Annotated in this window: 18 protein-coding genes; 5 read left to right on the plus strand and 13 right to left on the minus strand. The window is 72.2% G+C overall.

The annotated features are described in order from the left end of the window. Nucleotides 1–77 precede the first annotated feature (77 nt). The 3 genes from ABZ794_RS09860 to ABZ794_RS09870 form a co-directional block, all read right to left on the minus strand. The gene (locus ABZ794_RS09860; RefSeq protein ID WP_357515058.1) at nt 78–2,732 is read right to left on the minus strand and encodes a helix-turn-helix domain-containing protein; all 2,655 of its coding nucleotides are present in this window, start codon (nt 2,730–2,732) and stop codon (nt 78–80) included. A 133-nt stretch (nt 2,733–2,865) separates the two neighbouring features. Next, the gene (locus ABZ794_RS09865) at nt 2,866–4,014 is read right to left on the minus strand and encodes an acyl-CoA dehydrogenase family protein (protein WP_210782176.1); all 1,149 of its coding nucleotides are present in this window, start codon (nt 4,012–4,014) and stop codon (nt 2,866–2,868) included. A gap of 78 nt (nt 4,015–4,092) precedes the next feature. After that, nucleotides 4,093–5,625 carry an acyl-CoA carboxylase subunit beta gene (locus tag ABZ794_RS09870; protein WP_238669690.1) on the minus strand — a complete coding sequence of 511 codons (1,533 nt, stop codon included), beginning with the start codon at nt 5,623–5,625 and terminating at the stop codon, nt 4,093–4,095. Nucleotides 5,626–5,793: 168 nt separating this feature from the next. On the opposite strand from ABZ794_RS09870, the gene ABZ794_RS09875 reads away from it, so the two are divergent. Then, entirely contained in the window at nt 5,794–6,354 is a 561-nt protein-coding gene (locus ABZ794_RS09875; RefSeq protein ID WP_210782173.1) for a snapalysin family zinc-dependent metalloprotease, read from the plus strand. Nucleotides 6,355–6,408: 54 nt separating this feature from the next. Here ABZ794_RS09875 and ABZ794_RS09880 read toward each other — a convergent pair whose 3' ends face one another. The 5 genes from ABZ794_RS09880 to ABZ794_RS09900 all read right to left on the minus strand — a co-directional run bounded on the left by ABZ794_RS09880 (nt 6,409) and on the right by ABZ794_RS09900 (nt 14,288). After that, nucleotides 6,409–7,329 carry a hydroxymethylglutaryl-CoA lyase gene (locus ABZ794_RS09880; protein WP_357515062.1) on the minus strand — a complete coding sequence of 307 codons (921 nt, stop codon included), beginning with the start codon at nt 7,327–7,329 and terminating at the stop codon, nt 6,409–6,411. 177 nt (nt 7,330–7,506) lie between these two features. Further along, nucleotides 7,507–8,844 carry a biotin carboxylase N-terminal domain-containing protein gene (locus tag ABZ794_RS09885; RefSeq protein ID WP_357515064.1) on the minus strand — a complete coding sequence of 446 codons (1,338 nt, stop codon included), beginning with the start codon at nt 8,842–8,844 and terminating at the stop codon, nt 7,507–7,509. Between the two features lie 71 nt (nt 8,845–8,915). Then, nucleotides 8,916–9,515, minus strand: a complete 600-nt coding sequence (locus ABZ794_RS09890) for a TetR/AcrR family transcriptional regulator (protein ID WP_357515066.1) — start codon at nt 9,513–9,515, stop codon at nt 8,916–8,918. 100 nt (nt 9,516–9,615) lie between these two features. Then, nucleotides 9,616–12,498 carry a hypothetical protein gene (locus ABZ794_RS09895; protein ID WP_210782164.1) on the minus strand — a complete coding sequence of 961 codons (2,883 nt, stop codon included), beginning with the start codon at nt 12,496–12,498 and terminating at the stop codon, nt 9,616–9,618. 2 nt (nt 12,499–12,500) lie between these two features. Then, the gene (locus tag ABZ794_RS09900) at nt 12,501–14,288 is read right to left on the minus strand and encodes an HSP90 family protein (RefSeq protein WP_210782162.1); all 1,788 of its coding nucleotides are present in this window, start codon (nt 14,286–14,288) and stop codon (nt 12,501–12,503) included. A 120-nt stretch (nt 14,289–14,408) separates the two neighbouring features. Here ABZ794_RS09900 and ABZ794_RS09905 point away from each other — a divergent pair, with 120 nt between their 5' ends. After that, complete coding sequence (locus ABZ794_RS09905) at nt 14,409–15,632, plus strand: MFS transporter (RefSeq protein WP_357515068.1); 1,224 nt, start codon at nt 14,409–14,411, stop codon at nt 15,630–15,632. On the opposite strand, the gene ABZ794_RS09910 is transcribed toward ABZ794_RS09905, so the two are convergent. Continuing rightward, nucleotides 15,629–16,777, minus strand: a complete 1,149-nt coding sequence (locus ABZ794_RS09910) for an FAD-dependent oxidoreductase (RefSeq protein WP_238687902.1) — start codon at nt 16,775–16,777, stop codon at nt 15,629–15,631. The genes ABZ794_RS09905 and ABZ794_RS09910 overlap by 4 nt on opposite strands. A gap of 105 nt (nt 16,778–16,882) precedes the next feature. On the opposite strand from ABZ794_RS09910, the gene ABZ794_RS09915 reads away from it, so the two are divergent. The 3 genes from ABZ794_RS09915 to ABZ794_RS09925 all read left to right on the plus strand — a co-directional run bounded on the left by ABZ794_RS09915 (nt 16,883) and on the right by ABZ794_RS09925 (nt 19,273). Beyond that, nucleotides 16,883–17,464, plus strand: coding sequence for a TetR family transcriptional regulator (locus ABZ794_RS09915; RefSeq protein ID WP_357515071.1), 582 nt, complete (start codon nt 16,883–16,885; stop codon nt 17,462–17,464). A gap of 70 nt (nt 17,465–17,534) precedes the next feature. Next, nucleotides 17,535–18,083: a SigE family RNA polymerase sigma factor gene (locus ABZ794_RS09920; RefSeq protein WP_238687904.1), complete on the plus strand. Its 549-nt coding sequence runs from the start codon at nt 17,535–17,537 to the stop codon at nt 18,081–18,083. After that, a complete protein-coding gene (locus ABZ794_RS09925; protein ID WP_357515073.1) occupies nt 18,080–19,273 on the plus strand; it encodes a hypothetical protein in 1,194 nt (397 codons plus the stop codon). Before ABZ794_RS09920 ends, ABZ794_RS09925 begins: the two co-directional genes overlap by 4 nt. A gap of 103 nt (nt 19,274–19,376) precedes the next feature. Here the strand turns inward: ABZ794_RS09925 and ABZ794_RS09930 are convergent, their stop codons facing one another. The 4 genes from ABZ794_RS09930 to ABZ794_RS09945 form a co-directional block, all read right to left on the minus strand. Beyond that, nucleotides 19,377–20,279: a sulfurtransferase gene (locus ABZ794_RS09930; RefSeq protein WP_357515075.1), complete on the minus strand. Its 903-nt coding sequence runs from the start codon at nt 20,277–20,279 to the stop codon at nt 19,377–19,379. 96 nt (nt 20,280–20,375) lie between these two features. Further along, the gene (locus ABZ794_RS09935; RefSeq protein WP_357515077.1) at nt 20,376–21,758 is read right to left on the minus strand and encodes a hypothetical protein; all 1,383 of its coding nucleotides are present in this window, start codon (nt 21,756–21,758) and stop codon (nt 20,376–20,378) included. Between the two features lie 129 nt (nt 21,759–21,887). Continuing rightward, the gene (locus tag ABZ794_RS09940) at nt 21,888–22,334 is read right to left on the minus strand and encodes a hypothetical protein (RefSeq protein ID WP_357515079.1); all 447 of its coding nucleotides are present in this window, start codon (nt 22,332–22,334) and stop codon (nt 21,888–21,890) included. Between the two features lie 2 nt (nt 22,335–22,336). Next, nucleotides 22,337–23,104: an SGNH/GDSL hydrolase family protein gene (locus ABZ794_RS09945; RefSeq protein WP_238688000.1), complete on the minus strand. Its 768-nt coding sequence runs from the start codon at nt 23,102–23,104 to the stop codon at nt 22,337–22,339. Between the last annotated feature and the right edge of the window lie 103 nt (nt 23,105–23,207).

Genomic DNA, 23,207 nt, shown 5'->3' on the forward strand with positions numbered 1-23,207 from the left:
ATCAGCGAGGGGTAGCACCAAGGGGGCTCTTCGTCCGCGCCACTCTCCCGTCGCGATCGACTCGGAGAAAGCGCAGGCTACCGAGCCGGTCCGCCCCGGGCGGCGATCAGCGCGTAGAGCAGGCCCGACTCCTGCGGCAACAGCCGGATGCCGCCCTCCACACAGACCCGGTCCAGTCGATCGAGCACCGACGGGTCCGCGGTGCTCGCAGCCAGCCCGACCAGCGCCTCCACCACGTCGCGGCGATCCTGCCCCGCATGGTCGGCGGCGGCCGCGAACCACTCGGCAGCCAACTCCCGGTCGCCCCGGTGCAGCGCCAGGTTCCCCTCGATCAGCGCACAGAGCCCGGCCTCCGGGCCACCCCAGGCCAGCGCCGCGTCGTCCGAGCGCGGTCGCGGGACGGCCGGCCGCGCCGGCAGGGCCTCCATGCCCCCGGCGCGCAACTCGGTCAGCACCTCGGTCGCCTCCGCGGCCCGCCCGTCCTGGGCGAGCGCCAGCCCGACGGTCCCGAGTACCCGACGGCGACGCCCGGGATCACCCAGCTCGGACAGGGCCGCGATCGCCCGCCGGCCACGATCGATGGCGTCCGCGTACCAGCCCTCCAGTCGGGCGACCTCGGCTCGATTGGCCCAGCCCAGCACCCGCAGTCGCTGCTCCCCACTCTCGGCGGCGAGTCGGTCCACAGCGGCGAGCCGGCGGCGGGCCGCAGCCAGATCGCCCGCGCGGATCTCGTGCCAGGCGAGGCTGTTCTGGGCCACCGCCAGGTCCCGGGTCCGCCCGTTGCGGGCTGCCAACCGCAGCAGCGCCTCGGCCTGCTCGCGAGCCTCGTCCTGCCGCCCCACGGAGATCAGCAGGGTGCCGAGCACGTTTCGCGCCTCCAACTCCCCCGTGACGTCGCCGGCCTGCCGGAAGGTGTCCAACGCCGCACGGGCCGTCGACAACTCCTCGGCACCCGCGCCGTGCTCCGTCGCCAGCCGGGCGACCCCGAGTGCGGCCCAGCCACGCAGAAGAGGATCGGCGTCGGCGGTCCGCGGGTCCGCCAGCAGCCGCCGCAGCCACTGCCGCCCGGCGACGTCGCGTCCGCGGAACCGCCACCAGCGGGTCAGACAGGCCGCCAGCCGCAGCGCTGTCAACGGGTCGTCGGTAGCCGCGTGGGCCAACGACGAGCTGATGTCACTGCTCATCTCGTCCAGCCGGTGCACCGCGTCGGGTAGCCGTGGGCCGATCAGGTCGCTGGCGGTACGGGCCACCAGGCGCGCGATGACCTCCGCGTGTCGACGCCGGATACAGGTCAGCTCACCTCCACCGGCCGCCTGCTCGACGGCGTAGTCACGGACCGCGTCGAGCAGCCGGAACCGGAACGACCCGGTGCCGCGTACGCTCAGCAGCCCCAACTCGACGAAGCGGTCCAACAGTGGAACCGGGTCGATCGCCACCGCGCCGTCCCGGTCGGCCTCGTCGGCGAGCATCTCCTCGGCCAACTCGACCGACCACCGGTTACCGAAGACGGCCAGCTGCCGCAGCGCGGCCTGCTCGTCCGACGCCAACAGGCGGTAGCTGAACGCCACCGCGTCCCGCAGGGTAACGGCGACCGAGGCCGCCGCACGGGTGTCGGGTCCGCTCGTCCGACTGCCGAGAGCCTCCGGTGCGTCCCAGGCCGGGTGGGCGGACGCGTCGGCGGGAGTGGCCAGGTCGAGCACCCGGTCGCCGTACCGGTCGAGCAGTTCGGTGAGGTCGAGGAGACGGCCCCGGGCGGCCATCAGCTCGATGGCCAACGGCAGCCCGCCCAACCGGCGCACCAACGCGGCGAGCGCGGGCAGCTCGACGGGGGTGGGTGGCTCACGGCGGACCTGGGCGAGCCGGGCGGTGAACAACGCCACCGCCGGCCACGATTCGAGTCCGGAGTGCTCGGCCTCCGGTGGTGGCACGTCGAGCGGCGCGACCGGCCAGACCCGCTCGCCTGGCAACCCGACCGGGTGTCGCCCGGTGACCAGCACCCGCAGCGAGGGCAGCGCGCCGAGCAACCGGTGCACTGTCGCGGCCACCGGGCCCGGGGCGCGCTCCACCGCGTCCATCACCAGCAGCGTCGGCCGCCCGGCGAGCAACGCCACGAGTTCGGGCAGGCGCGCCACGCCGAGCACTGACATCGATGCGGCGAGCACGTCCGGACCGTCCGCGCCCTCGCCCACCAGCACCCCGGCGACACCGGCCGGGTGGGCGGCGGCCACCAGGTGCGCCACCGACGTCGCCAGGGCGGTCTTGCCGACGCCGGCCAACCCGACGAGGCTCACCAACCGGGGCCCCCGCTCCGCGGTCAGCATCCCGGCCAGCTCGGTGAGGTCGCGCTCCCGGCCGATCAACGCGACCGGCGGCGGGAGCGCGACCGACGGGTCGGCGGGTGCGGCCGCCGACGTGGCGTTGCCGCCGACCGCGAACGTCGTCGAGGTGGCGTCCGGCGAGGCCGCTTCGGCACCGGCGCCGCGGGCCGCGGCCAGGAACACCGCCCGGCTGGTGCCGGTCAGCGCCAGCGCCCCGGCGAGCAGCTCGACAGTGGTGCGTTGTGGCCGGATCGACCGGCCACGCTCCAGGTCACGCACCGTCCGCACACCCACCCCGGCCCGGGACGCCAGCTCGGCCTGGGTGAGACCGGCGGCGCGTCGATGCCCGCGGAGCAGCTCCGGCAGAGTGGTACGTCCGGCCGGGCTCCGCGACCAGTCATGATCCGGAGTCATGGGCACGAAGAGTACGGATGGACTCCGACCGTCGGCAGTCGAACGTCGGGCTACTGACGCCCGCTCGCCGAAACCCGACAGCCGTACGGACAGTCCGTCCGGGACGACCGGCCGATCAGTTCGGCTGGGCCACTCAGAGGCCCAGATCCCGAGCGATGATCATGCGCTGCACCTCACTCGTGCCCTCGCCGATCTCCAGGATCTTGGAGTCTCGCCAGAACCGGGCCACCGGGTACTCGTTCATGAAGCCGTACCCGCCGTGGATCTGGGTGGCCTCCCGGGCGTTGTCCACAGCGATCGTGCTGGCGTGCAGTTTGGCGATGGCCGCCTGCCGCTTGAACGGCTCACCGGCCAGCATCCGTGCGGCGGCGTCGTAGTACGCCAGGCGAGCGGTGTGTGCCTTCAGCTCCATGTCGGCGATCTTGAACTGGATGGCCTGGTTGGCGCCGATCGGCTGACCGAAGGCGTGCCGCTCCTTCGCGTACTTGATCGACTCGTCGACACAGCCCTGCGCGAGGCCGACGGCGAGCGCGGCGATGGCGATCCGGCCCTCGTCGAGGATCCGCAGGAACTGCGCGAAACCCCGACCCCGGGCGCCCAGCAGGTTGGCGGCCGGCACCCGGCAGTCGTCGAAGGTCAGCTCGTGGGTGTCCGAGGCGGTCCAGCCCACCTTGGAATATCCGGGCGCGACGGCGAACCCGGGCGTGCCGGTCGGCACGATGATCGCCGACAACTCCTTGGAGCCGTCCGGGTTCGTGCCGGTCACCGCTGTGACAGTGACCATGGCCGTGATGTCGGTCCCCGAGTTGGTGATGAACGCCTTCGACCCGTTGATCACCCACTCGTCGCCGTCCAGCACCGCCCGGGTCTGCGTGCCGGCGGCGTCCGAGCCGGTGCCCGGCTCGGTGAGACCGAAGCCGGCCAGCGCCTCGCCGCTGAGCAGCCGGGGCAGCCAGGTCGCCTTCTGCTCCTCGGTGCCGAAGCGGTAGATCGGCATCGCGCCCAGTGAGACCGCCGCCTCCAACGTGATGGCCACGCTGGAATCGACCCGGGCCAACTCCTCCAGGGCCAGGCAGAGCGCGAAGTAGTCGCCGCCCATGCCGCCGTGCTCCTCGGCGAAGGGCAGACCGAACAGGCCCATCTTGCCCATCTGCCGGATCACCTCGTAGGGGAAGGTGTGCTGCTCGTAGTGCTCGGCGATGACCGGGGCGATCACCTCGCGGGCGAATTCCCGCACGCTCTCGCGCAGCGCCGCTTGTTCGTCGGTGAGCCGGAAGTCCATCTCATCCTCCTGTAAGGACGGTCCGCCTCGGCGCTCGTGACGCCGGGGGCGGGTCGCTGTGCGGGCCTGAGCCGATGATCAGACCGGGGTGACGCCGTGCCGACGGCGGGAGAAGTGCCGATCCTTGGTACGCGCCGCCGCGAATCGACGGACCAGCTCGGTGCGCAGGTCGTGCGGCTCGACGATGGCGTCCACCACCAGCTCGCTGGCCAGCCGGACGACGTCGATGTCCTGCTCGTACTCGGCCCGCTTGGCGGCGACGAAGGCCGCCCGCTCGTCCTCGTCCGCAATGGCGGCGATCTTGTTGGCGTAGACCGCGTTCACGGCAGCCTCGGCGCCCATCACGGCGATCTTCGCGGTCGGCAGTGCGATCGTCGCGTCCGGCTCGAACCCGGGGCCGGCCATCGCGTAGAGACCGGCGCCGTACGCCTTGCGGACCACGACGCAGATCTTCGGCACTGTCGCCTCGGAGATCGCGGTGATCATCTTGGCGCCGTGCCGGATGATGCCCTGCTTCTCCACGGCGCTGCCGACCATGAAGCCGGGCACGTCGCTGAGGAAGAGCAGCGGCACGTTGAACGCGTCGCAGAGCTGCACGAACCGGGTGGCCTTGTCGGCCGAGTCGACGAAGAGCACGCCGCCCTTGAACATCGAGTTGTTGCCGACCACGCCGACGACCTGACCGTCGAGGCGGCCGAAGCCGATGGTCAACTCCTTGGCCCAGAGCGCCTGGATCTCGAAGAAGGAACCCTCGTCGAGCAGGCCCTTGACGTACCGCCGCATGTCGAACGCCTGCCGCTCACTGGCCGGCACCAGGGCGGCCAGGTCGGCCTTCGCGGGCGCGGCGACCGCCGGTGCGGTCGGCGGCGCCTGCGTCCAGTTCGCCGGCAGGTACGACAGGTAGGTCTTCACGACGTCGAGCGCGTCGGCCTCGGTCTTGCAGAGGAAGTGCCCCACGCCGGATTCGGCGGTGTGCACCTTCGCCCCGCCCATCGCCTCCAGGGTGGTCTTCTCGCCGGTGACCATCTCGACCATCCGGTCGGAGCCGAGGTACATGCTGGCGTTGCCGTCGACCAGCGCCACCACGTCGCAGAACGCCGGGATGTACGCCCCACCGGCGGCGCTCGGGCCGAACAGCGCACAGACCTGCGGGATCGAGCCCGAGGCGCGGACCTGGTTCCAGAAGATCTTGCCGGCGCCACGCCGGCCGGGGAAGAGATCGACCTGGTCGGTGATCCGGGCGCCGGCCGAGTCGACCAGGTAGACCATCGGCACGCCGGCGCCGTACGCCCGCTCGATGATCCTGATGATCTTCTCGACGGTGCGGGCGCCCCAGCTGCCGGCCTTGACTGTGGAGTCGTTGGCCATCAGGCAGACCTGTCGGCCGTCGATGGTGGCGGTGCCGGTCACCACGCCGTCGGCGGGCAGCCCCTCGGCCATCGTGTTGGCGTAGAGGCCGTCCTCGACGAACGAGCCCTCGTCGACCAGGAGCGCGACCCGTTCACGGGCGAAGAGCTTGCCCTTGGCCGCGTTGGCCGCGTGGTACTTGTCCGCGCCGCCGGACCGGGCCCGCTTGCGCAGCTGCTCCAGTGCCTCACCGTCGAGCGTCACGCCGACTCCTCCGCCATACTGACCTGAACGATCGTTAGGCTAGCGCATCGGCGAGGTTGTCGGCGACCTACGAGCGAACCAGACAGTGAAGCCGAGAGTAAGACATTGAAAAACGTGAATACATATCGCTAGGCTCCTGGCACCCCTCTTCCCAGATCGGAGTCAGCGATGACCTCACGACTCAATCGGCTCGCCGTCGCGTTGCTCGCGACGACACTCGCCACCCTCGGCATCACGGTCGCCAACCCGTCGCCCGCGTCCGCCGCCATGACCATCTGCTACAACACCAGCCAGGCCGGAAGCTACGCCAGCGTCGCCAACCAGGCCGCCTCGATCTGGAACAACGCCACAGTCAACCTGACGCTCTCCGCCAACTGCGGCTCCAACCTGCGCATCTACCGGATCACCGGCGGCGGCTCGTACGCCGTGCGGACCAGCCTCGGCAACGGCCGGGTCTACATCGACACCCAGCAGGCCGCCCAGTACAGCGTGCTGCGGATCATGACCCATGAGATCGGGCACATCCTCGGCCTGCCGGACAACTACAACGGAAACTGCGCGCTGCTGATGTCCGGCGGCAGCGCCGGCACCAGCTGCACCAACGCCTACCCGAGCACCGCCGAGGCGAACCGGGTCAGCAACCTCTTCGCCGGCACGTTCAGCGCCACCGACCGCAGCGCGGACATCTTCCGCGACAGCTGGCCGGGCGCGCTCACCTCAGTGAGCTGATCGACCTGGCACGTGGAAGGGGCCGGCGGGTGCGCCGGCCCCTTCGTCGCGTCCTCAGCTCGGCAGCGGCGTCAGCCGGGTACGCGGACCGGCCCGCAGCACACCGGACGGCAGCTTCTTGCCGAGCAACTCCTCGGCCAACTCCGCCACCTCGATCAGCGCCGGCAGGTCGATGCCGGTGTCGATACCCATGTCGTGCAGCATGTGCACGGCCTCCTCGGTGGCCAGGTTGCCGCTCGCTCCCGGCGCGTACGGGCAGCCACCGAGGCCACCGACGCTGGCGTCGAACTCGGTCACCCCCAGCTCCAACGCGGTCAGCAGGTTGGCCAGCGCCGTACCCCGGGTGTTGTGGAAGTGCAGCAGGACCGGCACGTGCGCGTTGCTGTCGCGGACCGCGGTCAGCAGCTCGCGGACCCGACGTGGGGTACCCATGCCGGTGGTGTCGCCGAAGGCGACCCGGTCCGCGCCGTCGCGGACGACCCGGTCCACGATCGCGGCCACCCGCTGCGGGTCGATGTCCCCCTCGTACGGGCAGCCGAAGCTGGTCGCCACGATCACCTCGATCCGCGCCGACGCACCGTGCAGCAGGTCGATCAGCTCGGCGATGTCGTCCAGCGACTCGTCGGTGGACCGGTTGACGTTGCGCCGGTTGTGGGTGTCGCTGGCCGAGACCACCACCTCGATCTCGGTGAATCCGGCGGCGAGGGCCCGCTGGGCGCCCCGGGTGTTCGGCACCAGCGCGGAGTACCGCACTCCGTCGGCCTTCACCGCCCGCTGCCACACCTCGTCGGCGTCGGCCATCTGCGGGATCGCCCTGGGGTGCACGAACGACACCGCCTCGATTCGGCGTACGCCGGTGCCGGAGAGAGCGTCGAGCAGCCGCACCTTGGCGTCGGTCGGGATCGGGTCCTCGTTCTGCAACCCGTCCCGCGGCCCAACCTCACGAATGGAGACGGAATCTGGCAATTGACTCATCGGTCACCTCGCTGTGACGTCGGATCGGGACAGCATGTAGGCCGCTTTGCTCTGCTGCCCTATGTGCGACGGTAACTGTCCGTCACCGGACAACCGCTGGCGCGTATAGGTAAGCAGAGCAAAGGGCGCGCGAACCAGTCTTGCCTCGCCGCCGAACGACTGTCGACGGCTGGCCGGTCAGCGCATACGGGAGACGATTCCCGTGTCGTAGGCGCCGGAGAGGAACTCGTCGTTGGTCAGCAGCTCGGCGAAGAAGGGGACGTTGTTCTTCGGACCCTCGATCTGGAAGGCGGCGACGGCTGCCTTTGCGCGATCGAGCGCCTCGTCGCGGGTCGCGCCGCTGACGATCAGCTTGGCCAGCAGGCTGTCGTAGAACGGGGTGACGGTGTTGCCCTCGGTGTAGCCGGAGTCCACCCGGACGCCCTCGCCCGTCGGCTCCACCCACGTTCTGATCACACCCGGGCCGGGCAGGAAGCGCTTCGGGTCCTCCGCGTTGATCCGCATCTCGATGGCGTGCCCACTCGGGGTCAACGCGTCCGGGTCGAACGTCGGCGCCAACCCGGAGGCCACCCGCAACTGCTCCTCGACCAGGTCGATGCCGTAGACGTACTCGGTCACCGGGTGCTCCACCTGCAACCGCGTGTTCATCTCCAGAAAGAAGAACTCGCCGGTGGCTGCGTCGAGCAGACACTCCACGGTGCCGGCGTTGCGATAGCCGACCGCCTCGCCGGCCCGCACCGCCGCCGCCAGGAGCCGGGATCGCAGCTCCGGCGAGACCGCCGGCGACGGGGACTCCTCGACCAGCTTCTGGTTGCGTCGCTGCACCGAGCACTCCCGCTCGCCGAGCGCCACCACCCGGCCGTCGGCCAGGCCGAGGATCTGCACCTCGACGTGCCGTACCCGGGGAAAGTACCGCTCGATCAACACCGAACCGTCGCCGAACATCCGCTCGGCGAACGCGCGCACCTTGTCGTACTCGGTGCGCAGCGCGGCCTCGTCGACCGCCACGCCCATGCCCATGCCGCCACCGCCGGCTGCCGCCTTGACCATCACCGGGTAGCCGATCTCGGCCGCGGCCGTCACGGCGGCGTCCAGGTCGGCGGCCGGGTCGGTGGTGCCGGGCGCGACCGGAACACCGGCCGCCGCCATCAGGTTCCGGGCGTTGATCTTGTCGCCCATCGCGGTGATCGCGTCCGCGTCGGGTCCGACCCAGATCAGGCCGCTCGCCTCGACGGTACGGGCGAACTCGGCGTTCTCCGACAGGAAGCCGTACCCGGGGTGGATGGCCTGCGCGCCAGTCGACTTCGCGGCGGCGAGGATCGCCTCGGTGTTGCGGTAGCTCAGCGCCGGGTTCGGTGGGCCGATGAGGACCGCCTCGTCCGCCTCTGCGACGAACGGCAGGTCGGCGTCGGCCTCCGAGTGCACAGCGATCACGCGGATGCCGAGCCGCTTCGCGGTCCGGATGATCCGGCGGGCGATCTCGCCCCGATTGGCGACCAGCAGTGACTCGATCATGTTTCCTCCCGGCGTCCGGATGGTGGGACGATGTCAGGGAATCATGACCGGCACGGTTCTGACGAGTCGGCTCAGGCGAGCAGCGCGGCCAGGGCCGCGCCGCGCAGCAGCTCGGCACGGCGTCGCCGGTCCACCTCACCACCGAGGAACGGCGTCGAGTTCATCAGGCCGAACGCGGCGTGCGCGAGCACCCGCGCCTCACCGTCGGGCATCCCCGGGTGCAGCGCGGTGAGCACTGTCACCCACTCCTCGACGTAGAGCCGTTGCAGGCGACGAATCCGGCGCCGCGGCTCCTCGGGCAGGCGGTCCAGCTCGTGCAGGTGCAACGCGATCACCGCCGGGTTGGCCAGCGCGAACTCGACGTGGAAGTCGATCAGCGACTCCAGCACGCCGCGCGGGTCGTCCGAACGCCCGGCGGCGCGTTCCCGCCCACCGGCCAGCAACCCCTCACTGACCGGAATCAGCGCGGCGGCCAGCATGGCTTCCTTGCCGGCGAAGTGGTGGTAGAGCGCCGGACCGGTGACCCCGGCGGCCGCGCCGATGTCGTCCATCGACACGCCGTGATAACCACGCGCCGCGAACAGACCTACCGCGATCTCCAGGATCTCGTCCTTGCGGGACCTGCGCCGGCCCGCACCCGCCGCACCCCGTGCCTGCTGCTCCACCGTCACCGGGCAAGCCTAGACCGCGAGGAGCCCACGATGGTTGCCGGTCAGTTCCGTCCGCCCCGGGCCCGGCCGCCCCTGACCTGGCCAGGGGCGGCCACCGAGGTCAGTCGTCCTCGTCCAGGTCGTGCTCCGCGCGCAGCGCTGCGGCTTCCGCGGGCCGATCGAGCAGATCCAGCGCCCGCGCCAGCAGCCAGGCCGTCTGGCGGACCTGCCGCGACGCGGCCGGCAACCCACCGAGTACGCGGCGCAGCAGCGGCTCCGCCTCGGCCGGCCGGTCCAGGCGCAGCAGCAACTCACCGATCAGGGCCTCCACCTGGGCGGCCTCGCCGAACGCCTCGATCGAGCGCAACCGGTCCGGCACTCCGGTGAGCCGGCCCAGGGCCTCGTCCAGTCGCTCCTCCCCGGTGAGCACCCGCGCTCCGGCCTCGGCCGCCATCGCCAGCTCGTACAGCACCGGCGGTTCGGCCTGCCCGGCCAGCTTCGCCGCCAACCCGTCCACCACCTCGACGGCGCGCGACGCCGCGTCCCGGTCGTCGGCCCAGAACCAGGCGTACGTCTCCCGCCGGCGAGCACGCAGCTCGTCCAGCGGCAGGTCACCGAGCCGGTACGCCTCAGCCGCGGCGGCGAACCGCTCGCCCGCCGCCGCGTCCCGGTCGGCGTCGTAGAGGATCCCGCCGGCCTCCTCCAGCACCTGTGCCCGGTGCGGGAGGTTGTCCGGTCCGTCCAGATTGCTGGCCAACTGCTCCAACAGGGCCAACGCGGGATCGATCTCACCAAGTCCGGCGTAGACGCCGGCCAGCAGGTGCCGACAGCGGTCGGCCTCCGCCTGGGCGCCGAGCCGATCCAGGCCGAGCACGGCCTCCTCGGCGACCTCGGCGGCCTCGGCGAGCCGGCCCACCATCCGGTACGCGTTGGCCAGCTCCCACCGCAGGAACGCGTCCCCCTCGGCGCCCCGCTCCACGCACAGCGTCACCGCCTCGACGAAGTCGTCCACCGCGTCCGGTGCCCGGCCGGCCGACAGCAACGCCCTGGCACGGGTGACGCGGACCGGCAGCTCCGCGTCCGCCAGTGCCGCCTCCAACGCCTCGTCGCAGGCGGCCACGGCGTCCGCCGGGTCGTCGACCAGCCTGGCGTACGCCAGGCAGGCGCCCGTGACCACCTCGCCGACACCCAACTCACGGCCGCTCCGGCGTGCCTCGTCGACGGCGGCGCGGGCCTCGTCGACGCGGTCCAACTGCTCCAGCAGGTGCCCCCGGTGCAGTGCGATCCGGGCCGCCAGGTGCCGATCGCCGCCCGCGTCGGCCGGTACCCGGTCGAGCGCGGCGAGCGCGTCCGCCCAACGCTCTCGGTGCAGCAGCACCAACGCCACCCGGTCGTGTCCGGCCGCCCGCTGCTGGGCGTCGCCGAGCCGGTCCAGGACGTCGGCCGCCTCCCGGACCAGCAGCAGGCCCTCCTCGGTGTCCTCGTCGGACCGGGTCAACAACACGCCGAGCCGCCCGGCGACCGTCTGGGCGGCCACCTCGTCGTCCGCCTCCCGGTACAGCTCCAACGCCGCCCGATTCAGCGTGATCGCACCATCGATGTCGTCCTCGTCGCCACGCTCCGACGCCCGTAGCGCCAACCGGTGCGCGGACGTGCGGGCTGGCAGCTCGGCGGAGCCGAACCGGTCGTCGAAGGCGACGAGTGCCGCGCGGAAGGTGGCCCGGTCGTGCCGGCCCCAGCTCTGCTCGGCGAGGTCCAGCAGATCGTCCGGGCCGGCGTCGGCGGGCACGGTCACGGCGGGTCGTTCACCCTTACCGCTTCGCCCTCGCTCGGCGCGCTCGGTGGACGACGCTGGTGCGCCGGGCTCCTCCCCGACCGGACGGGTCGGGCGGGCCGGGCGGCGGCGGACGCTCGCGGACAGCGGCACATGCTCCCCGCTCGCCTGCACGGCCAGCCGACTGGCGATCCACTCCGATTGGTGGCTCGTGCCGTTACGGGCGTCGAAGCGGGCGGCCAGACCGGTCGCGGTCTCGGCCAGCTCGTCCGCCAACGACGCCGCCGACACCTCGGCGGCCGGCCGGCCCTCGGCGGCCCGGCGGTACACGGTCGACGGGCCGGCCTGACGCAGCGCGGCGGAAGCCGCCGCCGCGAAGTGCATGGCGGCGGCCGGCGACGGCGGCCGGTCCAGCCAGTCCAGGTGCCGCTCGACCAGCTCGAGAGCCCGTGCCTCGTTGCCGGTCAGCGTGCTGAACTCGACGTGGTCCGCGATGTCCCACAGGTTGGCGAGGTTGCCGCGCAGCCGGCGGTACGCCTCCCGGTGCGCGTCCCGCGCCTCCTCGGTCCGCCCGGTCCGCAGGTACGGCAGGAGCAGCGCGGTGAGGATCGACTGCGGCTGCTCGTTGCAGTTGAGCCGGCCGGCGAGCACCGGCTCGGCCAGCTCCACCGCCGCCACGTCCCGCCCGGTGTCGGCGAGGTAGCCCACCTGGCTCGTGGGGTCGCAACCGGCGCAGTCGGACAGGCCGTCGCGCGGGGTGGTCTGCCAGAGCCGGTACCAGTGCGCCGCTGCCTCGACGTCGCCCACGTGGTCGGCGACCCGGAACCGGTGCTTGTGCACGGCCTGCAGGCTGTGCCCGCCGGCCCGGTAGCGGCGTTCCATGTCGTCCAGCACGGCGTACGTGCGGTCGAGCGGCACCTCCGGGAAGTTCAGCAGGCCGTTGATCATGTACTTGAAGTGCCAGAGCAGGTTGTGCAGGTGACGCTGGTGGTACGGCTGCGGGTCACTGTCGAACTCGGACAGGCACCAGGAGAAGGTCACGAAGGACTTGGCCGGCTCACCGCCGTAGATGTAGCCGGTGGTGGCCTGCATCCGGGTGACGAACGCAAGGTGCCGATCGTCGGCGGCGTCCACCCGACGCAGCAGCTGCTCCAGCGCGGCGATCTGCCCCGCCCCGTACGGCATGTCGGCGATGCCGCGCAGCACCCGCCACAGATCCTCGTCGCTCATGCTCACTCCCGTCCCGGGACAGCCCGGCCGAGCAGGCCGAGGAAGGAATCGTTCAGCAACGCCGCGTCGGCGGCGCGGATCGGATGGTGGCCGAGCAGCAGCGCCTGCCCGTACAGCGCCTCGATGGCCAGACCGACCAGCTCCGGGTCGCTCAGCATGGTCACCCGTCGTACCAGCGGGTTGCGGTGGTTGAGTACCAACTGCGGACGGTCCGGCGGGGCGGTTGCGGCGAGCGCGTCGAGCACTCCACCCCACAGTTCGTCGGCCCGGTCCCGGCTGGCGGCGAGCTGGTCGTTGAACGCCGCCGACCGGCTGACCAGGTAGAGCGCGGGCAGCGATACCGGGTCGTACGCCCGGATGACCACCTCGCAGCCGGAACGCTCGACGGCCCGCTGCGCTGCCGTGAGGAACTGTCGCAGCGCCAACTCCACCTGCGGGTCGAGCGCGTCGAACCGGGTGGTGAGGTCGCTCGGCTCCAGCCGCTCGATGAGCACCGAGCGGTCCACCACCGGCAGCCGCTCGATCAGCTCGGTGTCGTACGTGTAGCCGGCGTTGACCACCGCCAGGTCCTGCGCGGCGGCGACCGCGGCCAGCTGACGGAACTCGTCAAGGCTCGCCGCGTAGCGGACCACGCCGTAGCGCTCCCGGAACTCGGCGAGGGTGAGCGTGCCGACGTTGGTGTCCATGGGCCACCACCTGTCGACCAGCCGGAGCATCTCGTCGTCGTGCAGCGCCAGGGCCTTCACGCCGAGGTGGTGCACCTGGAGGAACTCGGCCAGCCGGTGCGGGTCGTGCCGGGCCAACCGGACCAGCCAGCCGCGCACCTGGTCGCCGAGCGCCTCCCGGGTCGCCGTCAGCAGGGTGTCCTCGTAGAGGGCCTCCCGGCTGGCGGTCGGGCGCAGCTCGGTCGCGTCCACCACGCAGTGCGCGAAGAACGCCCACTCCGGCAGCAGCCCGTCGGCGTTCTCGGTGAGCAGCATCCGCTTGAGGTAGACGCGGTGCCCGGCCCGGGCCGCCGGGTTCACCGGCGTCGGCAGGATGACGGCGACACCGGTCAGCCCGGCCTCCGGCACGGCCAGCGGCAGGACGTCGAACGGGTCCACGCCGAGCGTCTCCCGGGCGTACCGGATCAGCGCCGCGCGGTCCAGTGGCGCACCCGGCGTGGTCGGCCAGGGCGGTTCCCCGGTGGTGGTGACGACGTCGCCGACGCGGACGGTGACCGGCAGCAGCGCGCCGAAGAGCCGGGCCAGGTCGGTGACGGTCGCCGTGCTGAACCACTGGTCCGCGTCGCGGCGGGGCACCAGCGTGACGGTGGTGCCCGGCTCGGCGCGGGCGGCCTCCGGCGGGGCCACCGTCACCGCGTAGCGGCCGTCGGCGTACCCGGTCCAGCGAACCGTGGGGTTGTCGCCGTGCCGGGTGAGCACCTGGATCTCGTCGGCCACCAGGAAGCAGGACAGCAGACCGATGCCGAACTGGCCGAGGAACTCGTGCCGGGAGAAACCAAGCTCGTCGCGCTTCGAGCTGCGGCCGATGGTGGCAAGCAGCTCGTGCACCTGCGCCTCGGTCAGGCCGATGCCGGTGTCGTGCACCCGTAGCGTGCCGTCGCCGGTGCTGTCCGGGGGTTCGATGCGTACCAGCGCCGGCGCGTCCGGCTCGGTCCTGCGTCGGGCGGTGATCGCGTCCACCGCGTTCTGGAGCAGCTCGCGGACGTAGACCCGCGGGCTGCCGTAGAGGTGATGACTGAGCAGGTCAACCACGCCACGTAGGTCGACCTGGAAAGTGTGGTCCACGCCTGTTGTCTCCCCGGTCCCGATGCCGGCGCTCACCGTACCCATGATCACCGACAGGTGCGGTCCCCTTTTGCCCGGCGGCTTGACCCTCGACCCGGTCGAACCGGCACGGTCGCCGGCATGACTTCCTCCGCTCTGGGCCGGGACTTCCGGCTCCTGTGGTCCGCGGCCGTCTCGTCCCGGTTCGGGGACGCGCTGCGTACCCCGGCACTGGCCCTGTTGGCCGCGACGGTGACCCGCGATCCGCGGATCATCGCGGCGGTCACCGTGGCCGGGCAGTTGCCGCCGCTGCTCTTCGGCCTGCTCGGCGGCGTGTACGCGGACCGCTGGGACCGTCGTCGGACGATGGCGCTGGTCGACGGGGTACGCGCGGCCGTGGTGGCGGCGCTGGCAGTGGTGGTCGCGCTCAACCGGGTCAGTGTGCTGGTGCTGCTGGTGGCGGCGTTCCTGCTCGCCACGTTGGGCACTCTCTTCGACTCCGCGTCGTTCGCGCTGCTCCCCGCGTTGGTGCCGGCGGACGCGCTGCCCCGGGCGAACGGCCGGCTCCAGGCGGGGTCGGCGGTGGCCGGTGGATTCCTCGGAGCGCCCGCCGCCGGTGTCCTGTTCGCCGTCGCCCCGGCCCTCCCGTTCGCCCTCGACGCCGTCACCTTCGGGGCGGCCGCCCTGCTCGTGCTGGCCCTCAGTCCGCCTCCCGCCATCACTCCGGCGACGGCGCGGCGGCGCGGCTCGGTGTGGAGCGAGATCGTCGAGGGTCTGCGTTGGCTGCGGGCGCACCGGACGCTGTGGCGGGTCACGCTGCTCACCGCCGCGAGCAACCTGGCGATCAGCGGAATCATGGCGGTGCTGGTGCTCTACGCGTTGGACGTGCTCCGGGTGCCGCCGGCCGGGTACGGGCTGTTCGCCGCCGCCGCCATCGTCGGGGGCGTGGCGGGGGCGCTCGGGGCGGGGCGGCTGGCCGCCCGGCTCGGCACGGTGCCGGCGCTGCGTGCGGTGCTGGCCGTGGAGACCATGGCGCTGACCGGCTTCGCGCTGGCTCGGCATCCGGTGTCGGGCGGGATCGCGCTGGCCGTCTTCGCCGCCGGCACCGTGGCATGGAACAGCCTGTGGGCGTCGTACGGGCAGCGGCAGGTGCCGAGCGACCTGCTGGGCCGGGTCGGTGCGGCCCAGCGGATGGTCGGTCTGCTCACCGCACCGCTCGGGGCGGCGCTCGCCGGGTTGGCCGCCGCGGCGTACGGCACGGCGCCGGTGGCGGGCACGGCGGCGGGGACGTTCGCGCTGGTCACCGTCGCCGCGTGGCGGACACTGCGACCGGCCGCGTCCGCTGTGTCGAGCCGCGCGGGCTAACCCGGCGTCCGCTCCCGGTGCGACAGCCCGGACAGCCGCAGCGCGATGCGTCGGCGGGCCGGTGGGACGGCACCGAGCAGCCGGAGCAGCACGTCCCGGGCGGGCCGACGAGCCGGGGAGACGCCGGCCATCCTGGTCAGCCCGGCGGCGAAGCTCAGCACGTCCTCGGCCATCGGCCGCTGCCGGGCGGTGTAGTCGTCGAGCAGCGTCTCCGGGCCGCCGTCGAGCACGTCCGCCACTGCGGTGCCGAGCGCGACAGCGTCGCAGATGCCGAGGTTCATGCCCTGCCCACCGGCCGGGCTGTGCACGTGCCCGGCGTCACCGGCCAGCAGCACCGGCCCGGCTCGGAAGGTGTCGGCGATCCGGTGGTGCACCCGGAACCGGGAACCCCAGAGCACTTCGGTCACCCGGTCGGGTCGTCGCGCCGGGCCGCGCTCGTCGAGCAGCGCCTGGAGGTAGGCCGCATCCGGTTCGGCCGGGGCGGTGGCCACGGCGGCGACCAACCGGACCACCCCACCGGGCAGTGGCGCCCAGACCAGCGGCCCGGGGCGGGCGAGGAAGAGCGCCGCCTCGTCGCGGGGCAGCACGCTGCGCACCCGCACGTCGGCGAGCACGAAGGACTCCTCGTCGCTGCTGCCGGTGAAGCCGATCCCGGCCAACTGCCGAACCGTGCTGTGCAGGCCGTCCGCACCGACCACGAACCGGGCCCGCAGCGCCTCGTCGTCGACCTGCGCGAGCATGCCGTCACCGGTGCGGCTCAGCCCGGTGAGCTGGCACGGCCGTCGTACCTGGACACCGAGTTCGGCCAACTTCTCGGTGAGCACGGCCTCGGTGACCGCCTGGGAGACCAGCAGCGCGTAGGGGAAGCGGGACGGCAACTCGTGGAACGGCACCGACAGCAGCACCCGGTCCCGGTCGCGCACGGTGAAACGCGGCGTCCGCACCGCCTGGGCGATCAGCGGCGCCGCGGCGTCGATCCGGTCCAGCACCTCCAGGGTGTACGCGTGCACGACGGCGGCACGAGAGGTCGTCGGCGGCACGGCCAACCGGTCCAGCACTGTCACCTCGACCCCGCGCCGGGCCAGCGTCAACGCGGTGGCGAGACCGGTGGGGCCGGCACCCACCACCAGGACGTCGGTGCTCATGGCCACCTCCAGAAACCGTTGCCAACACCCGTTGGCAAACATGTGTTGGCAACGCTAGGGCCCGCCCGATTGCGTGTCAACACCTGTTGGCCTACGGTCGTTGGCATGACCCCGTCCACGCAGTCGACCCAGCCCCGCCGCTCCGACGCCACCCGGGCGGCGATCCTGCGAGCGGCCCGGGAACGGTTCGCGGCGGACGGCTACGAGCGCGCCACGATCCGGGCCATCGCCGCCGACGCCCAGATCGACCCGTCGATGGTCATGCGCTACTACGGCAGCAAGGAGGGGCTCTTCGCGGCGGCGGCCGAGTTCGACCTACGTCTGCCCGACCTGACCTCGGTGCCGCCCGCTCGACTCGGCGAGGTGCTGGTCCGGCACTTCCTCGCCCGCTGGGAGGGCGACGAGACCCTGGTGGCGCTGCTGCGGGCCGCCAGCACCAACCCCGGCGCGGCCGAACGCATGCGCGGCATCTTCGCCGACCAGCTCACCGCCGCCGTGGCCACGTTCGGCAGCGACCCGGCGCTGACCGCCCGACGGGCCGGCCTGGTGGCCAGTCAGATACTCGGCCTCGCCTTCACCCGGTACATCGTTCGCCTGCCGCCCATGGTGGACACCCCGCCGGAAGAGCTGGTCGCCTGGATCGCGCCGACTCTCCAGCGCTACCTGACCGGAACGCCACCGAGCTGACCCAACCTTTTGCCGCCTCCCGTGCGTCTGCCAGATGACGCGTACAGCGCGACGGCCGGGAGGGGGGCGGATGGCGCCGACGAAGGACGACGGACGCGACGGCTACCTCGCCTTCGTGGAGAACCACCAGCACCGGCTGCTCCGGGCGGCCTACCTGATCTGCGGCAACCGGCATCAGGCCGAAGACCTCCTCCAGGACGCGCTGCTCAAGCTGGCGCTGCGCTGGTCCTCGGTCCGCGACGGCGACCCCTCCGCGTACGTGCGCGCCATCCTCTACCGCGACTCGGTGTCGTGGTGGCGTCGCCGGCGCCGGGAATGGCTCAGCGCCGCGCCGCCGGACCAGGTGGCCCACGACCGTGACGGCGCGTTACGGCTGACGATGCACGACGCGCTGGGCCTGCTGCCACCGCGGCAGCGGGCCGTGCTGGTGTTGCGCTACTACGAGGACCTGACCGAGGTCGCCACCGCCGAGGCGCTCGGGGTGACAGTCGGCACCGTGAAGAGCCAGTGCCACGCGGCGCTGCGCCGACTCCGCGAGGTGGCCCCGGAACTCGCCCGCGATGCCCGACCGAGCCGAGGCTCGGCCGATCTGGCCAGCGGCCTGGAGGTGAACCCGTGAACGAGCAGGATCTGCGCCGACTGCTGACCGTCAGCGTCGAGGACGTGCTCCCCAGCCAGCCGGCCGCCGCCGGATGGGAGCGGGCTCGGCGTACTCGGCGTACCCGGCGGGCCGTCGCAGTGGTCGCCCTGGCCGTGGTGCTGGTCGGTGGCGGCACCGTGGCGGCGCTGCGACCGCCCGCCGACCCGGCGCCGGTCCCTCCGGTCGGCCCCACGCTCACCCCGACCGTCGACCCGTCCCACGCGGGGCCGGTGCAGAAACCGCCCGCCGAGCTGACCTTCCCGCCCGATCCGTTGGCCAAGCTCGGCGACCCGGCGACAGTGCCGCTCTCCGAGCGACCGGTCCAGCAGGCACTGGCGCTGTTCCAGCCGGTGGACGAGGAGTACCACGCGAACGGCCCGGTCCGGGTGCTCGGCAACGACGGCGTGGTGCGCAGCCTCGACGTGGTGACGCTGGCACCGACCCGGGACGAGGGCGGCAACGAGGCGCCCGCGCTGAAGCCGGGGGTACTGTCGCCGGACGGCCGGTCGGCGGCGTTCGCGCAGGCCAAAGAGCTGATCATGATCGACCTCACCACGGCTGCCGTCCGCCGGATACCGCTCGACGGCTACCTGGAGCAGGTGGTGTGGGCGCACGACCGGGTGCTGGTCGGGGGCGACGACCGGACGTACGCGGTGGACCGGGTCACCGGGGCGGCCAGCACGATCGACGTGTCGACCTGGGAGTTGATCGCACCTGACCCGGCCGCCGGCCGCGAGGCCCCCTTGATCGACATGTACGGCGAGGGGGCCGGCCTGAAGCTACGCACCCGGACCGCCCGGGACGGCGAAATCCGCTCCGAACAGCCGATCAACCGCTCGGCGCTGCCATCGCCCTACCAGGTCAACGAGTTCTACGGCCGGGGCTGGCTACACGGCGAACGACTGGCCCGAGCAGCCTGGATCATCAGCAGCGAGATCGACGGCGCCGAGGGGGCAGCCGTGCTGGACGCGCGCACCGGCGCCGTGCTCCACCTGCTCGACCTGGGCAGGGATCGCAGCAAGGGCTGCTGTGTCGTACTGGGCTGGGACAACAAGGGCGCGGTGCTGCTCCGGCTGGAACCGGCCGCCCTGGCGCGCTGGCACCCGGAGACCGGCGAGATCACCGGCATCGTCCGCGACCTGCGCGGCGTGTTCGCACTCGCCAGCTGACAAGGGTCTCGACGTGATCGACTCGGGTTCATTGATAGCGCGACGTCCGAGCGAGCGGGAGGCCCGACATCAGGAAACCCGAGTCGATCACACGACGACCTGGTCAGACGGTCAGGCCGCCGGGCTGGTCGCCCTTGACGACTGGTGCCCGGACCAGGTTGCCCCACTCGGTCCACGACCCGTCGTAGTTGCGCACCTGCGGGTAGCCCAACAGGTGCCGCAGCACGAACCAGGTGTGGCTGGACCGCTCGCCGATCCGGCAGTACGCGATCACGTCGTCGTCCGGGCTCAGCCCGAGCTGGTCGGCGTAGATCGCCTTCAGCTCGTCGGCCGACTTGAACGTGCCGTCCTCGTTGGCGGCGGACTTCCACGGCTTGCTGACCGCGCCCGGGATGTGTCCACCACGCAGCGCGCCCTCCTGCGGGTAGTCCGGCATGTGCAGCATCTCGCCGGTGTACTCACCAGGCGACCGGACGTCGACAAGTGGCCGCCCGGCGGCGACGTGCGCCATGACCTGCTCACGGAAGGCCCGCAGCGGCGCGTCGTCGCGCAGCGGCACCGGATAGTCGGCCCGCGGGCGAGCCGGCTTGTCGCGGGTCACCTCGCGTCCCTCGGCGATCCACTTCTGCCGGCCGCCGTCGAGCAGCCGCACATCGGCGTGGCCGAAGAGCGTGAAGACCCAGAGGGCGTACGCGGCCCACCAGTTGAAGTTGTCGCCGTAGAAGACGACAGTGTCGCCCCGGCCGATGCCCTTCGCGGCACACATCTCGGCGAAGCTCTTGGCGTCCAGGTAGTCCCGGGTCACCTGATCGTTCAGCTCCAGGTGCCAGTCGACCTTGACCGCACCGGGAATGTGACCGGACTCGTAGAGCAGCACGTCCTCGTCGGACTCGACGACGACGAGGCCCTCGTCGCCCAGATGCTCGGCCAGCCACTCGGTGGTGACCAACCGCTGCGGGTCCGCGTACGACTGGAGGCGGGGATCGGGATCGTTCGGCACAGACATGATCCCCAAGGTACGCCGGATCGCCCTCCGCGACCGCTGTAACTGGACCGGCCCACCACCCGCACGGGATGGTGGGCCGGTCGGCCGGGCGGCGGATTACCGGTCGCCGGCCTGAGCCGGGCTGCCGGCCGGGTTGCTCGGCGGCAGATTGCCGACGAAGAAGATGAAGGACGTCGAACCCGACTGGGCGCCGTTCCGGTCGATGCTCCAGACGGTGAGCATGGTCAGCCCGGCCTTGGTCGGAGTCCAGGTCACCGATCCGGTGCCGTCGGCCGCCGCGGCCACGGTGCTGGTCACCGTGTTGAAGCTGTAGCGGTAGCTGACCACGTCAGGCTGGCGCGGGGTGAAGGTGAAGACACCGGGCACACCCGGCCCCCCACTGGTGCCGCCCTGCCGATAGACCGTCGCGGTTATCTTCGGGGCGGTGGACAGCGCGAAGGTGCTCGCTGTGGTGGCGGTCACGCCATCGGCGGTAACGCTGGTCACGGAGAGCGTCCGGTTGCCGCCCCGGGTCGCGGTGACGGTCAGCGTGGCGGTGCCGTCGGCCGCCGCCTCCACCGTCTGCTCGGGGTCGCCGTCCAGGTGGAACCGGTAGCGGACCACACCCGCCATCTGCGGCTGCACGGTGAACGTGGTCGGCACGCCGATCTCGGTGAGTCTGCCGGTGATGATCGGCGCGACGTCGCTGGCCCGGAATTCGTACCGCGCCTCGGGCGACCTGTTCCCGGCCGCGTCCAGGCTCCACACCACGAGAGTGTTGGGCCCCGCATCCGGGCGGAGCGTGACAGTGGCCGAGCCGCCGGGCTGGTCCGCCGACACCGCGTGGACGCCGTCGCCGCCGAGCAGTTCGTACCGGAAGCCGACCGCGTCCGGCGTCGCCGCCGCGTCGAAGGTGAACTGACCCGACAGCGCCGGGTGCCAGCCCTCGACCGGGAAGTCGGTGGAGGTGACGACCGGCGCTACCTCCGGGCCCTGGAAGTCGGTCCGGAGGTAGCAGAGGCCACTCCACTCGCCGGTCGCCTGGCTGTCCGCCGCCCGGACCTGCCACGCGTACAACCGGTCGTGGGTGAGCGTTTCCCGCTCGAAGAGGCCGCTCTCCCGATCGCCTTCCCGACCGTTGTACCCGAATCGCTCGATCCGAGCCGTCGGCTCGTCGACCGGCCAGAGCGCGAAGGTAGCGGTCAACCGGTCGGCACCACCGTTCTCGTCGACGTCCGGGTCGTGCAGGACGGCGGAGAGCGCCAGGTCGTCGTTCTGCCACAACTGGTACGGCTCGGCCGTCGTGCACGGCTCGTCGGAGGTTCGCAGCTCGGTCGGCACACCCGGCGGCTGGTTGTCGTCGACGGAGAGCGCCTCGTTCGCCGCGGCCGGCGCGGTCGTGAGCGTGAGCGCCCCGGCGGCGACCGCAACGGAAAGCCCCATGGCCAGCAGTGCCCGGACCGGTCTTGCGGATGTCGTCGTGCCAGGTATGAGGGTCATCCCTCATCCACCTTTCCCCGAGGTCCCCGCCTTCCGATCAGCGGGGGCAGCGGATGCTATCGAGGACGGCGGACATCGGGCGACCCCGATTCAATCGGCCCGTTCCACAGTGGAGAGATCCCGACCTGTTCAGGCGCGACGATGGACGATCCGACCGGCGACCACTGTCACCAGGCAGGCCCCGTCGACGCCGTGCACCGCGAGATCGGCCCGCCCGGCCGACCGCAGGGTCGGCGCCACGGCGGTGGTCAGCACCAGCAGGTCGCCGCGCTCGGCGGCGGCCCGCAGGGCGGGGTTGCTCAGGTGTTCCGCCAGCACCGCCGTCACCCCGGTACGCAGCAGCGCGTGCACCCGCTCACGTGGGGTCGGCGCGGGCGGCAGCGGACGGTCGTGCAGCAGACCCGGCCCCAGCGTGCCGGGCCAGCGGCGAACCCGGGCGTTGCCGTACGCCGAACTCAGCTCGGCCAGCGGGCCGACGGCCTCGATCCGGTCGCCACTGACCAGTACGGCGTGGTCGGGCAACGACTCGCCGTCCCGGTCGCGGCGCAGCAGGGCCGCCGTGTGCAGAGTGAGCATGCTCAGTCGACGAGCGGGCCGAGTTGCGGGCGCTTCGCCGTCACCGTGTCGCCGGACGACCGGCCGGTCAACCGCCGCTTCACCCAGGGGGCGAGGTACCGACCGGCCCACCGCAGGTCGGAAGCGCGGGCGGCAAGCCACGGCGACGGCGCCGGGTGCGGCGGAACCATCAGCCACTCCTCGTCGCAACCGACCCCGAGGGCGTTCAACACCTGCCCGGCGACCCGTCGATGCCCGGCCGGGGAGAGGTGCAGCCGGTCGGTGCTCCAGAGCATGGGGTTGAGGAACGTGTCGTCGGCGTACAGGTCGACCATGATGGCGCCGTGCCGCTCGGCGGTCTCGCCGACCGCCTGGTTGAGCAACTGCACCCGGGGGGCGACGAGGCGTTGGCCGGGCAGTCGGGCCATCACGTCCGCGAACCGGAAGAGGAGCACGTCCGCGCCGCCCGAGCGCAGTTGCCGGACCACCTCGTCGAAGCGGGCGACAAGCGTGTCCGGGTCGAAGGTGCGCCGCAGCACGTCGTTGCCACCGGCCGCGAAACTGATCAGATCCGGCTTCATCGCCACGGCGGAGGGCACCTGCTCGGCGACCACGCTGGGGAAGAGCCGGCCCCGGATGGCCAGGTTCGCGTACCGGAAGTCGGGCCCCGCGTCGGCGGCGAGCCGGGTCGCCACCAGGTCCGCCCAGCCCCGGTAGGTGCCGTCCGGGTACGCATCGTCCATACCCTCGGTGAAGCTGTCCCCGACCGCGACAAAACTGCCCCAGCGCACCCGCGCCTCCCTCACGCCGCTCGTTGCCTGCGGCGACCAGTCTGTCACCGCAGCAACGCCCGGCACCGCCCCGAATCCACTACGTGTCGGAGGTCATTGCACA

The sequence above is a fragment of the Micromonospora sp. NPDC047187 genome (assembly GCF_040643355.1).
Taxonomy (GTDB): domain Bacteria; phylum Actinomycetota; class Actinomycetes; order Mycobacteriales; family Micromonosporaceae; genus Micromonospora; species Micromonospora salmantinae.

Coding starts and splice junctions, on each gene's coding strand:
- ABZ794_RS09905 (WP_357515068.1), top strand. CDS start 14,409: ATGACTTCCTCCGCTCTGGGCCGGGACTTCCGGCTCCTGTGGTCCGCG.
- ABZ794_RS09865 (WP_210782176.1), bottom strand. CDS start 4,014: ATGGACTTCCGGCTCACCGACGAACAAGCGGCGCTGCGCGAGAGCGTG.
- ABZ794_RS09935 (WP_357515077.1), bottom strand. CDS start 21,758: ATGACCCTCATACCTGGCACGACGACATCCGCAAGACCGGTCCGGGCA.
- ABZ794_RS09915 (WP_357515071.1), top strand. CDS start 16,883: ATGACCCCGTCCACGCAGTCGACCCAGCCCCGCCGCTCCGACGCCACC.
- ABZ794_RS09880 (WP_357515062.1), bottom strand. CDS start 7,329: ATGAGTCAATTGCCAGATTCCGTCTCCATTCGTGAGGTTGGGCCGCGG.
- ABZ794_RS09920 (WP_238687904.1), top strand. CDS start 17,535: ATGGCGCCGACGAAGGACGACGGACGCGACGGCTACCTCGCCTTCGTG.
- ABZ794_RS09875 (WP_210782173.1), top strand. CDS start 5,794: ATGACCTCACGACTCAATCGGCTCGCCGTCGCGTTGCTCGCGACGACA.
- ABZ794_RS09860 (WP_357515058.1), bottom strand. CDS start 2,732: ATGACTCCGGATCATGACTGGTCGCGGAGCCCGGCCGGACGTACCACT.
- ABZ794_RS09930 (WP_357515075.1), bottom strand. CDS start 20,279: ATGTCTGTGCCGAACGATCCCGATCCCCGCCTCCAGTCGTACGCGGAC.
- ABZ794_RS09910 (WP_238687902.1), bottom strand. CDS start 16,777: ATGAGCACCGACGTCCTGGTGGTGGGTGCCGGCCCCACCGGTCTCGCC.
- ABZ794_RS09940 (WP_357515079.1), bottom strand. CDS start 22,334: ATGCTCACTCTGCACACGGCGGCCCTGCTGCGCCGCGACCGGGACGGC.
- ABZ794_RS09895 (WP_210782164.1), bottom strand. CDS start 12,498: ATGAGCGACGAGGATCTGTGGCGGGTGCTGCGCGGCATCGCCGACATG.
- ABZ794_RS09885 (WP_357515064.1), bottom strand. CDS start 8,844: ATGATCGAGTCACTGCTGGTCGCCAATCGGGGCGAGATCGCCCGCCGG.